The sequence below is a fragment of the Lactococcus sp. LG1074 genome (assembly GCF_017309525.1).
GTDB classification, from domain to species: Bacteria; Bacillota; Bacilli; order Lactobacillales; family Streptococcaceae; genus Lactococcus; species Lactococcus petauri.
The window spans coordinates 1,753,237-1,765,436 of record NZ_CP071293.1 but is presented as its reverse complement, the minus strand read 5'-3'; the positions used below and the strand labels follow the sequence as shown (position 1 = coordinate 1,765,436).

The following is a 12,200-nucleotide window of genomic DNA, read 5'->3' as shown; positions in this document are numbered from 1 at the left end:
AAATCAGAAAGAGCTGAATTCTAAGAGGTTTTTTCTGTGTAGCAAACTTCTGTAAACATCTAAAACCCAATGTAAAAGAAAAGCCTTGAAATTGAGAATTATCTGAACAAGGTATGTGGTAAACTATAAAAGTAAAAAAATTAACAGAGTAGGGCCAATGCGTTAAGTGCTGTGAAATGGGATGTCGTTCACAGACGAAACTTGAATTTTTCAAGTGCGGTAGAGGCTTGCATCCGCTGATTCTCATATAATCAGTTACTCACCAGATCCTTGGGAGGTACTATATGAAAAGATTTACTGTGAAGCTGTCACTCATACAGCTTGTTTTTTTGGCGATTTTGCTGGCATTGTCCATCATTTTACGTTCTTTCACTTTTGGGAGTAGTTTTTGGAAGTTATCGCCAGGATTTATTGCTGATGGTTTGATTGGCTTCTTTGTTGGCCCTTTATGGGCAGGTTTAGCTTTAGGGCTGGGTGATATATTTGGCGTTTTGTTCCGAGGAAGTATTTCCTCGCCAGGTATGACTATAACAGCAGCTCTAGTCGGATTTATCTATGGTTGGGCTTTTTATAACAAGAAGTTCAGTCTAACACGAGGTAAAGATTGGCTCTACATTTTAGCTGTTGTAAGTGTAACAATGGTTCTCCAAACCGTGTTACTTAATACTTTTTGGCTTTCGCTCATGTATCAGACACCTTTTAAGGTTCTATTAGCTACGCGACTTCCTTTGCTTGTACAGATTCCCATAAGAACGGTTATTTTCATGTTGGTATTTGATAATATTCAACGTTTACCGCAGATTATGAGACGTCTAAAAACATAAAAGAAAACCGTCATTTTTGACGGTTTTTTGTTTTGAAAATTGTCAGAGCAACGATTAACAGGATAACTCCCATGCAGGCAGGAGCCGAAGAGCCGAAGAGAACATAAAGTTGTCCCCCAATAATAGGACCTAAAATACGCGTTAGTGATTGTAAAGCTTGGCTACTCCCTTGAATCTGTCCTTGTTGGTGTTCAGTGACTGATTTAGAGAGAATTCCATTGAATGGTGGGGCAAAAATCGAATCACCAAAACCGTAGATAAAAATACCAATTACAAAATAGAAAGGGTGCAGGGTAAAGGCAGAGACAGCCATACAAATATAGCCAAAGAGTTCCGCAACTATCGCACATTTAATGATGTATTGGTCCGTCAATTTTTTTAATAGAAAAGGCATAATGAGCGCCTGGCTAAAAATATCTTGAAGTCCCATAATAGAAAATAGAAGACCGATTTGTACGGGTTGCCAAGAGAAGTTATCTAAAGAAAACTGAGCAACAATAGCTTGTAATGCACCATTTGGAAGCCACAATAACAGTGCAGCTAGAAATAAACGGTTCAGTTGTTTTATCTCAAATAAGTTTTTGAGAGGTGCAAAGGGATAAAGCTGATGTGGATCTAGCTTAACAAGTCTTTCTTTTGGTGAAAGACTTTCAGGCATAAAGAAAAGGCCGTAGAGGAGATTGAATAAGCTGAGAACAGCAGCAAAATAAAAGGGAACGCGGTTACCATAATGAGCTAACAGTCCTCCAAAAGTTGGACCTAACAATGTTCCGACTCCAACAAGGGCAGAAATCCATCCGAAGATTTTAGTGCGGGAAGCAGCTGGCGTAATATCGGAAAAGTAGGCAAATAAAGTGGCAATATTTCCTCCGGAAATACCATCGATGATACGGCCAAGGAAAAAGAGCCATAGTGCTCCAGCCATGCCAAAGATGAGATAACCCAAGGCAGAGCCAAGTAAGCAGAAAAGTAAAATCGGTTTACGGCCATAGCGATCACTCAATGTTCCTAGAGCTGGCGCTGCAAGAAAAGTGCATAAGGCATAGATAGAGGTCAAGAAGCTGATGACTAAGGGTTGATTTTGTGATGAGGTATAGGGCTCCAGTAAAAAAGGAACCACAGGATTGATAATGGTAAAGCCAAGGCCTGTAAGAAAAACGGAAAATAAGCCAAAACTCAATGCGTGTTTATTTAGTGTATGCATATAACTCCTTATTAATGTTTCCTTGGAAACTATAAAAGTATAACTTATTATTGTTTCTTTGTCAACAAAAACTAAATTAAGAAAAACAACCCCATTCTATATGGAGTTGTTACGGAGTTCTTTATCAAGGTGTTGATTGTAAAGTTGAGTAAACTCTAGTATCGTTTCTAATTTTTCAGAACTGAAGGAATCAAAGACTGCTTGATCATTGAGTAGAAAAGCTTTGTGAAGATCTTCGTGCTGCTGATTTATTTTTCTTCCTTTTGAAGTCAGTTTAAAATAAATCTCTTTGTTGTTGTTGGGATTTCTAAATGTTATAATGTCTTGCTTTTGGAGGAGTTTTTTTGTTGCTTTACTAATTGCTCCTCGAGTGACATATAGTTCTTCTGACAACCGTGTGACATTTGGGTTATTAAGCTTGGCAATGAACTCAATGCAGGCGATTTCCAAAAAAGAATAACCTTTGAATTTTTCGACCATTTGAGGTTTTCGAAGTTGATCCATTTTATTAAAGAGATCTGTAAGGCTCAGCATAATTTCTTCTTGTTGTTTCATACTAGCTTTCTCCTGTCACTTGGCGATAAATGCAACGCCAATATTCATTTCTGCGCCAGATACTTGATACAGTGTAGCTTTTTTGATTGTCCAAGTAATGATAGGTAAGGATAAATGTCTTTTTGCTGACTTGCTCTGCTTGGTAATTTTGGATGGCTAAATCTTCTGTTTCAACAGCACTTGCCATATATTCTTCCTGTTGAATAATTTTACCCTTTGTCGTAATAGCTTGAAATTGAGGCGCTAAAAGTTGATCAAGATGTTTACCGTTGAGAAGGGCCTCTTCTTTGGGCAAAAGCTCTAATGCACGTGAAGCAAAGTGTTCTTCTTCAGGTAACGCAGCGGGTTCGACATGGACATCAACATCATAAACATCAAAACCAGCCATGAGCATGCGTTCTATTTTTTCGGTAGCGGCATGACTTTCATAGACAGAAAGATCGCGGGACATCTCAACGACAACATCCAGAAAGATATTACTGCCGTAGGTACGACCCCGAATCATCTTTACAGACTTGACTTTGTTTACGAGCTCAATCGCTTCTTTATAATCTGCTAAAAGATTGTCATCAAAACCATCTGAAAGTGAAAAAACACTATCACGGAATATATCATAAGCCGTTTTCAGGATGAAACCGCAGATAACAAGAGCCATAATACGGTCAAGCCATATCCAATGCAAGGCTGCTGCCACAATGGCGACAGTTGTACCCAAGGATGTTAGTGCATCACTAAGGTTATCTTTACTGGAAGCTTCAAGTGCTTTCGATTGAGTTTTTTTCGCTAAACGGCTAGAGTAGAGGTAAACGCCAATCATAACAAAGGCAGAAAATAAAGCCACTGCTGCACCAACGGGGTTGATTTCAGTGGAACTTCCTTCTATAAAACCAACGATTGTTTGGCGCAAAACTTCAAAGCCAATGAAGAACATGATGAAACTAGAAATCAGACTAGCAATTGATTCAACCTTCCAGTGCCCATACGTATGGTCGTTATCAGAAGGGATACGCGCAATACGTAAACCAATCACGATAGCAATATTTCCTAAAATATCGGTGACATTATTAAAACCATTCGCGAGAAGGGAGGCTGAATTGGTGATTTGAGCTACACCAAGTTGTAAAAGAGACAGAAATATATAAGCCGCTATACTAACCCACACGCCTCGTTCGGCGAGTTTAAGGTTATGAGAGCGTGATATTTTGCTATTATTCATAAGCTTAATTATAACAAAAAAGCAGAGGAGCTGCTTTTAAAGGACGAAATAATATTCTATAAGGTCGCTTTTCGGCTTTGAACGTGGAAGCTTTTGAGCTTAATTTCTATTATAAATAAGTTGTCGCAAATGATTGACACTCTTATTAAAAAACGGTAAAATTAAATTGTTAGTTTATTTTTGTTATAAACTAAAGAAAAGACTAATAGTGTTAGTTATTAGCATTGCAAAATAGATGCTTAAATGTTATAATTTTTCAGCTAACGTATTTATTCTTGTTATTTTTGACAAGAAAATGAAAGGAAACTTTTTTATTTATGGTAATGAAAGCCATCGGCAAGTACAAATTGCTTGTCTTCGCTGCCCTTGCTACCATGCTTCTTCAAGTTGGTGCCGCTCTTTGGCAGCCCCAATATATGAAGAACATTTTGAGTGTTATGGCAGAATCTATTTCGATATCGGACAAGGTCGATAAAATTAATCATTATGGGGTATATCTTCTACTTATAGCCGCTGTGGGATTAATTGGTTCTATCCTTAATACAGTAACTGCTGCAAAGATTGCTCAGTCTGTATCGGCGGATATCCGTGAAGAAACCTTCCGAAAAATTCAAACTTTTTCTTATGAAAATATTGAGAAGTTTAATGCAGGTAATCTTGTTGTTCGGATGACTAACGATATCAACCAAGTGCAAACACTTCTAATGATGACTTTCCAAGTCTTGATTCGAGTACCGTTGCTCTTTATTGGTGCTTTTATCTTGTCTATTATCACGATGCCAGAACTTTGGTGGATTATTATTGTGATGGTTGTTCTTATTGTTTTAGTGACGATGTTATCCATGAAATCTATGGGTCCTCACTTTATGGTTTTCCAAAAATTGATGGACCGTATCAATGGAATTGCCAAAGAAAACCTACGTGGTGCTCGTGTCGTTAAATCATTTGTTCAAGAAAAAGATCAAATCCAAAAATTTGATGCCACATCTGATGAGTTATTGGGTCATAATATGGCTGTAGGTTACACTTTTGCTGCGATGATTCCCGCATTTACAATCATTTCACAATTGGCTGTTTTTGGCGCAATTTTACTGGTTTCTACTTATGTAACACGTGATTTGAATACCGCGGCTAATACGCTTGGTGGGATTATGTCCTTTATCCAATACATGATGCAAATCATGATGGCGATTATCATGGGCGGTATGATGTCAATGTTTGCCTCTCGTGGTTTCGTTTCTATTGGACGTATTAACGAAATTTTAAAAACTGAACCTGCGATGGTGTTTGAAGATGTTGCGGACGAAGAACTTAGCGGTTCTGTTAAGTTTGATCATGTCTCTTTTGCTTATCCTAACGATGAACATCCAACCTTACAAGACATCAGCTTTGAAATTCAACCTGGACAAATGGTTGGTATTGTCGGAGCAACGGGTTCTGGTAAGTCAACCCTGGCTCAATTGATTCCGCGTCTTTTTGACCCAACTGAAGGTACAGTAAGTGTAGGTGGAAAAGATTTACGCCATGTTTCTAAAGCTACTCTGAAAAACACAATTTCAATTGTCTTACAAAAAGCAATTCTTTTCTCTGGGACAATTTCTGGCAACCTGAAACAAGGGAAAGCAGATGCGACCTTGGAGCAAATGAGCCGTGCAGCCAGCATTGCGCAGGCAGCAGAGTTTATTGAAAAACTGCCCGATCATTATGAATCACAGGTTGAAGAACGTGGGAATAACTTCTCAGGCGGACAAAAGCAACGTATGTCGATCACGCGTGGTATTATCAAAGATCCTAAAGTCCTTATCTTAGATGACTCAACATCAGCGCTTGATGCCAAGTCAGAAAAACTGGTACAAGAAGCTTTGAGCAATGACTTAAAAGATACGACAACAATTATTATCGCTCAAAAGATTTCATCTGTCGTTCATGCGGACAATATTCTGGTCCTTGATGAAGGTAAACTTGTGGCGCAAGGCACACACGCAGAGCTCGTTGAGAATTCTGCAGTTTACCGTGAAATCTATGATACACAGAAAGCAAAGGAGGACTAAATTTTCAATGTTCTTCAATATATTAATGAAAAACAAGAAAATGAAAAAAGATTATGAATGATACATCTCGTGCATTGAAGTTCTTCTATCTCTACTTCAAAAAATATAAATTACAATTCCTCGTGATTGCGATATTTATCATTGCGGCTACTTATCTGCAAGTTAAAGCGCCCGTACTTCTCGGGGATTCTATCACACATCTTTCGACTTACGTTGGTGATTATTTTAGTCATCAACACGCTGATGAAGCGATGAAAGGTTTACAACAAATAGCGGCAGGAGCAAACCAAGCTCAGGACGCCTTGCAGCAGATTGCTGCGCAAATGGGGAAAGCTACTGGACAAGTGGTTGATTGGCATAGTCTGACATCTGCTAATGTACCAACTGCGGTAACTTCTAACCTTCCTTCAGGAACAACAATTGATAGTCTTCAAGCTATGGCTAAGATTCCGACAGATTGGCACCAGCTTACAGATGCCAATGTTCCAGAAGCTATCCGTGCTAATCTTAATGGTCAGTCAATTTCTGACTTGATGAAGGTAGCTACATCACATGCACCAAGCAAGGCTGACTTTATGCGTTCAATGTGGATGCTACTTGCTTTTTACGTGATGACAGGTATTGCGCAACTTATCTATAGCTTGCTCTTTACACGTATCGTTGCACACTCAACAAACCGTATGCGTAAAGGTCTCTTTGGTAAGTTGGAACGCCTAACAATTTCGTATTTTGACCGTCATGCGGATGGAGATATTCTCGCCCGCTTTACCTCAGACTTGGATAATATTCAAAACACATTGAATCAAGCAGCAGTGAACGTTACCACTAACTTTGCCCTGTTCATCGGGATTTTGTATATGATTTTCGACCAAAATGTCAAGATGGCATTAGTGACAATTTCTACAACTCCTGTGGCCGTTCTCTGCGCTGTGATTATCATTATTCAAGCTAAGAAATACACGGATAGACAACAAAAAGAAGTCGGCGAACTTAATGCTTATATGGATGAAAAAATCTCTGGGCAAAAAGCGATTATCGTTGAAGGACTTCAAGCAGATGCAATCGAAGGTTTTGAAGTACGTAATGATAAAGTACGTAAAACAACCTTCGCAGCTCAAGCTTGGTCAGGTATGATTTTCCCATTGATGAATGGCTTCTCCCTCTTGACTTTGGCTTTGGTTATTTTTGCAGGTGCTAATATCCTCCTTAATGATGCTTCATTATCAACTGCTGCAGCCTTTGGTTTGCTTGCTACATTTATCCAATATGCGCAACAATATTACAACCCAATCATGCAGATTTCTTCATCTTTCGGTCAATTGCAACTTGCGGTAACTGGTGCAACACGTCTGAATGTGATGTTTGATGAAAAAGAAGAAGTACGTCCTGAAAATGGTAAAACTTTTGAAGGTATTTCTGAAGGTGTACACATTGAAGATATTGACTTTAGTTATCTTCCTGGCAAGCCGGTCCTCAAAGATGTCAACATTAATGTAAACAAAGGCCAAATGGTTGCCTTGGTTGGTCCAACAGGATCAGGTAAAACAACTGTTATGAACCTCATGAATCGCTTCTATGATGTGGACAAAGGGGGAATAAAGTTTGACGGTACCGATATTCGTGAATTTGACTTAGATTCATTACGTTCAAAAGTTGGGATCGTCTTGCAAGAATCTGTCCTTTTCTCTGGAACCATTGCGGACAATATCAAGTTTGGTAAAAAAGATGCGACTATGGATGAAGTTATCACAGTAGCCAAGACGACACATATCCACGAATTCATTGAGAGCTTACTAGATGGCTATGAAACGCTTGTGGATGACGACGATAATGTTTTCTCTGTAGGTCAAAAACAACAAATTTCGATTGCCCGTACTATCTTGACTAACCCTGATTTGCTTATTCTTGACGAAGCAACATCAAACGTTGATACGGTGACAGAAGAACAAATTCAAATGGCTATGGAAGCAGCAATTGCTGGTCGTACTTCATTTGTTATTGCCCACCGTTTGAAAACAATACTTAATGCAGATAAAATTGTTGTTCTTAAGGACGGTGAAGTTATTGAAGAAGGAAACCACAATGAGCTTGTAAATCTTGGTGGCTTCTACTCTGAGCTTTATCACAACCAATTTGTCTTTGAATAAAATTAAGAAGTATCTTAATATAAAAAACGCTCGTGCTTTAACGAGCGTTTTTTTTAATGTGGTCAAGATTTCCTAAAATAAGGGAAAGTGCTGATCATACTGAATCAGGATATTTGCTCGAAAATAGCGATAATATCGACAGGACCAATACCAGCAGGAATAATTAGCTGCTCTTTGCTTAAGGGAGCATCCTCTACTTGCCAGCCGACAAAGTGATAGTGAGGTAATTTGACTTTGGCTGGTGAGATGTAGCCTTGTTCAATGCTTCGCATACCTTCAGGATGGTCCCACTCAAGTGGTTCATTCCAAATTGTTTTAGCGCTGTAGCGTACAGGATATTTGATTGGTGTCCATTGTGCATGAAAGTCATAGATTTGCCCAATAGGCTCGAAGTGATGTTTTTCTTGAGGTTTCCAGAGGAAGCTGGGATTATAGACTCTGGTGCGATGAATAACTGAAGTTGGTCCAGCATACAGTTGGGCTTGTTCCTGAGATTGGGGGTGAGCAAGTACATTGTGACGGTTACGGACTTTAGCCCATCCTTCAAAGGTATAGCCGGGGAGCTTTAAGGTTTTGTTCTTGAGAGAATAGCTTTGACTTTTAGGAAGGAGTTCCGAGCTCATGCCAATCCATTTCCCTTCAGCACTTATTATTTTATTATAAGCTTGATAATCTGCTTCATTAAGAGAAGGCACTGGACTTATTTGAGCACGTTCCAAATGGTTGAGCATGTCATTATTAATATTGAAAAAATAATTTGCTTTAAAAAAGGTTGCTTTCTTTTTGTTTGGGATGAAAGAAGTTTTGAGTGAAAAATTCATCATTTATCCCTTTCTTTATTTTTTGTGTCTAATGTTATATTATCATTTTTTTCTAATGTTAAATAATAATATACAATGAGATTTTAGACAGATAAATGAATACATTTCATAGATGAAGATCTGCGAAGAAAAAAGGATGCTTTTCATCTATTCAAAAGACGGGAAAAATGGTAGAATAGAGGGTACATGTATTTCATGTCTCAAATAAAACAATAAGTGATAGAGTAATAAATTTATGAAAAAAATAGTAATCAATGGTGGTAAAAGTATCTCAGGGAAGGTAACGATTTCTGGAGCTAAGAATAGTGTAGTTGCCCTTATTCCGGCAACGATTTTAGCTAACGATATTGTTACACTTGAAGGCGTTCCCGATATTTCAGATGTTGCAAGTTTGGTTGATATCATGGAAATCATGGGCGCAAAAATTCAACGTGATACTGATGCGGGTATTTTGACGATTGATACACGTGACGTTGTTTCAAAGCCATTGCCCTATGGTAAGATAAACTCTTTGCGTGCATCGTATTATTTTAATGGAGCACTTCTTGGTCGTTTTGGGAAGTCAACAGTTGGTTTGCCCGGGGGATGTGATTTAGGTCCACGTCCTATGGATCTTCATGTTAAAGCTTTTGAAGCTTTAGGAGCAGAGTTATCTTACCTTGAAGATGCCATGCACCTTGAAGCTAAAGAAGAAAAATTACATGGCACAACCATCTATATGGATATGGTTTCTGTAGGTGCAACAATTAATACAATGCTTGCAGCGAGTACAGCAGAAGGTGTAACCATTATTGAAAATGCAGCACGTGAACCAGAAATTATTGATGTAGCTACACTCTTGAATAACATGGGCGCAAAGGTACGTGGGGCTGGCACAGATGTGATTCGTATTACAGGAAAATCAGAAATGCACGGTGCACGTCATACGGTCATTCCTGACCGTATTGAAGCAGGAACTTATCTTGCTTTGGCTGCAGCTATGGGAGACGGTGTCATCGTTGACAATGTTATCTACGAACACTTAGAATCTTTTATTGCTAAACTTGAAGAAATGGGTGTACGCATGACCATTCGTGAGGACTCTATCGAGGTTCATCGCTCAGAAAACTTAAAAGCTATCAATATTAAGACAGTACCTTACCCTGGTTTTGCGACTGATTTACAACAACCAATCACACCGTTATTACTGAAAGCACAAGGCCGTGGTTGGATTAAGGATACGATTTATGAAAAACGTGTCAACCATGTGCCAGAAATGGCACGGATGGGTGCTACAATCTCAACTGTAGATGATCATATTATTTATGAAGCACCTAATAAGCTTCAAGGTGCTCATGTTCGTGCTACCGACTTGCGTGCAGGAGCAAGTTTAGTTTTGGCTGGTATTATCGCCGAAGGTACAACAACGATTGAAAATATTGAATTTATTCTTCGAGGTTACGATAGTATCATAGAAAAAATGACGGCTTTAGGTGTTGATATTCAACTTATTGAAGATTAATTGTGAAAAGTTAACACTTTTTACGTATCATTAATATAGGAGGTGTATATGGCTGATTTAAAATTTGAAATTGAGGAGCATCTTATTACTCTATCTGAAAATGCTAAAGGCTGGACAAAAGAGCTTAACCGCGTGTCATGGAATGGCATGGAAGCTAAGTATGATTTGCGCCAGTGGTCGCCCGACCATGAAAAGATGGGCAAGGGAATTACGCTGACAGATGAAGAATTTGCTGTTCTTTTGAAAGAACTCGGAAACAAATAAAAAAACCAGTTTTTCTGGTTTTTTTTTATGAATCATATATAAAAAGAAAAACCATTAGTATGGTTCTTTTATCAATGCATGTAAATCATGACAATCATAGCGATGTAAAGAGCAAAAGTAATCACAAAAGTAATGCGCCAAAAAAGCTTAAAGAAACGTTTATATTTGAAGTCTTTAAAATAGAACAAATCTAATAGCAATAAGACGAGAGCTAAGAAGGAAAGAATCAAAAAGTAGTAAGGCAAAATATTGATAGCAGTAAATTGCTCTGAAAAAAGTTGGAGTCCAAAAATTAAAAAGAGGACAAAAATATCAGGAATGCGAAGTTTTCGATTAGTCAAGTGGCGAATACGTAAAAATTTAAAAGCGAAAACCAATACGATCCAGCTGAGAAGCGGATATAAAGTGGCAATAATCTTAGGTAACATAGCTTAATTTTAGCGGTTTTGGGTACTTTTGTAAAGTGTTATTTGTCGGAACAATAAATCGAGATGTAAAAACAAAAAGAAAAGCCATAGTTAAGCTTTCCTTTTTATTTAAATTTCACGAATTTCAGCAAATTCAGCTTGTACAAAAGTTGCGAGTTCTTTTGGATTGAGGCGTATAGAACGGCCGACTTCACCGGCAGAAACAATGATTTTATCTGCATCCAGTGCGATGGTATCGATATAGATAGGGAACCTTTTGGTTTGCCAGATACCGACAGGATTATTAGCACCATGGATGTATCCAGTGGTTTTCTGCAAATCTTTTTGAGGAATCATGTGGACCTTCTTATTTCCGGAGACCTTTGCTAATTTCTTTTCAGAAAGATGCTCTGTCAGAGGAAGAATCCCAACGATTGGACCCGTTTTATCTCCTATAAGTGCGAGCGTTTTATAAATGTCACGATGTTGGATGTCTTCAGGCATGAGCTCTGCTTCTAAAGCATTGAGAGCAAGCCCTTCATGATTGACTTGACCTTTGTCCAGAATTTGTTCAACTAATGTTTTTTTCAGTTTCTTTTTCTTGCTCATGCGTTCATTATATCACTTTTTCGCTTGAAAAATCTGAGGTGCACTCTTGGAGAGCAGAACAAGGACTAGAGCAGCAAGAGCTGCGGTCGCAAGTCCACTTATTCCATTGACAACAAATGAATAGGGAATAGCCCCCCAGCCTTTCCAAGCATATTGTCCCCAAAAAATAACACCAGCGACAAAGTGCCAAAAATATTTGATAAGAACGCCGAGAAAAGCTACAGCAAAGATTGTACGTGTTTGGCTAGAGTCCTTTTTGCGCAAAACACCAGCTAAACCAAGAGAAATCGGTGCAACAATATATTCAAGCAAGGCCTGTACTGGAGTCAAGATAGTAGCTTGACCTAATACAATCAGAAGTAGGCCAAATACTAGCCCGCCTGTCATGCCCCAAAAGACGCCGCGGCGCAAGGCTAAGACCAGTAAGGGAATAACTGCCAGCTCAAGATAAAAAACTTGAGCATAGTTTATCGAGATGAAACTCAAGACAAGAGCTAATGCAGCAGCAATAGCTGTTTCTGTAAGTTCTAAAACTTTAGAATTAGACATAAAAAATCTCCTTTTGTTGGCACAAAGGAGGGTTAGAGAGAATTGAAGACAG

12 protein-coding genes and 1 riboswitch are annotated in these 12,200 nt (G+C 38.6%); of the genes, 5 read left to right on the top strand and 7 right to left on the bottom strand.

Annotated elements, in window-relative coordinates; genetic code table 11:
* Positions 1-142 precede the first annotated feature (142 nt).
* Positions 143-241: riboswitch (THF riboswitch) on the top strand.
* 43 nt (positions 242-284) lie between these two features.
* Positions 285-824, top strand: coding sequence for a folate family ECF transporter S component (locus J0J36_RS08805; RefSeq protein ID WP_019293643.1), 540 nt, complete (start codon positions 285-287; stop codon positions 822-824).
* Positions 825-834: 10 nt separating this feature from the next.
* Here J0J36_RS08805 and J0J36_RS08800 read toward each other — a convergent pair whose 3' ends face one another.
* The 3 genes from J0J36_RS08800 to J0J36_RS08790 form a co-directional block, all read right to left on the bottom strand.
* Complete coding sequence (locus tag J0J36_RS08800) at positions 835-2,028, bottom strand: tetracycline resistance MFS efflux pump (protein WP_040086176.1); 1,194 nt, start codon at positions 2,026-2,028, stop codon at positions 835-837.
* Positions 2,029-2,124: 96 nt separating this feature from the next.
* Positions 2,125-2,583, bottom strand: coding sequence for a MarR family transcriptional regulator (locus tag J0J36_RS08795; protein WP_019292263.1), 459 nt, complete (start codon positions 2,581-2,583; stop codon positions 2,125-2,127).
* 1 nt (position 2,584) lies between these two features.
* Positions 2,585-3,799 carry a cation diffusion facilitator family transporter gene (locus tag J0J36_RS08790; RefSeq protein WP_019292262.1) on the bottom strand — a complete coding sequence of 405 codons (1,215 nt, stop codon included), beginning with the start codon at positions 3,797-3,799 and terminating at the stop codon, positions 2,585-2,587.
* Positions 3,800-4,116: 317 nt separating this feature from the next.
* Here J0J36_RS08790 and J0J36_RS08785 point away from each other — a divergent pair, with 317 nt between their 5' ends.
* Both J0J36_RS08785 and J0J36_RS08780 read left to right on the top strand, forming a co-directional pair.
* Complete coding sequence (locus tag J0J36_RS08785; protein ID WP_019292261.1) at positions 4,117-5,850, top strand: ABC transporter ATP-binding protein; 1,734 nt, start codon at positions 4,117-4,119, stop codon at positions 5,848-5,850.
* A 53-nt stretch (positions 5,851-5,903) separates the two neighbouring features.
* On the top strand, positions 5,904-7,997 hold the full coding sequence (locus J0J36_RS08780) for an ABC transporter ATP-binding protein (RefSeq protein ID WP_153925393.1): 2,094 nt from the start codon (positions 5,904-5,906) through the stop codon (positions 7,995-7,997).
* 104 nt (positions 7,998-8,101) lie between these two features.
* Here the strand turns inward: J0J36_RS08780 and J0J36_RS08775 are convergent, their stop codons facing one another.
* On the bottom strand, positions 8,102-8,821 hold the full coding sequence (locus J0J36_RS08775) for a hypothetical protein (RefSeq protein ID WP_019292259.1): 720 nt from the start codon (positions 8,819-8,821) through the stop codon (positions 8,102-8,104).
* A gap of 232 nt (positions 8,822-9,053) precedes the next feature.
* On the opposite strand from J0J36_RS08775, the gene J0J36_RS08770 reads away from it, so the two are divergent.
* Both J0J36_RS08770 and J0J36_RS08765 read left to right on the top strand, forming a co-directional pair.
* Positions 9,054-10,319, top strand: coding sequence for a UDP-N-acetylglucosamine 1-carboxyvinyltransferase (locus tag J0J36_RS08770; protein ID WP_019292258.1), 1,266 nt, complete (start codon positions 9,054-9,056; stop codon positions 10,317-10,319).
* 48 nt (positions 10,320-10,367) lie between these two features.
* Positions 10,368-10,583: a YdbC family protein gene (locus tag J0J36_RS08765; RefSeq protein ID WP_003133281.1), complete on the top strand. Its 216-nt coding sequence runs from the start codon at positions 10,368-10,370 to the stop codon at positions 10,581-10,583.
* Positions 10,584-10,654: 71 nt separating this feature from the next.
* On the opposite strand, the gene J0J36_RS08760 is transcribed toward J0J36_RS08765, so the two are convergent.
* From J0J36_RS08760 to thiT, 3 genes are all read right to left on the bottom strand, one after another.
* Entirely contained in the window at positions 10,655-11,011 is a 357-nt protein-coding gene (locus J0J36_RS08760; protein WP_019292257.1) for a DUF3397 domain-containing protein, read from the bottom strand.
* Between the two features lie 108 nt (positions 11,012-11,119).
* The gene (locus tag J0J36_RS08755) at positions 11,120-11,599 is read right to left on the bottom strand and encodes an aminoacyl-tRNA deacylase (protein WP_153925390.1); all 480 of its coding nucleotides are present in this window, start codon (positions 11,597-11,599) and stop codon (positions 11,120-11,122) included.
* 12 nt (positions 11,600-11,611) lie between these two features.
* A complete protein-coding gene (thiT, locus tag J0J36_RS08750) occupies positions 11,612-12,148 on the bottom strand; it encodes an energy-coupled thiamine transporter ThiT (protein WP_019335383.1) in 537 nt (178 codons plus the stop codon).
* Positions 12,149-12,200 lie beyond the last annotated feature (52 nt).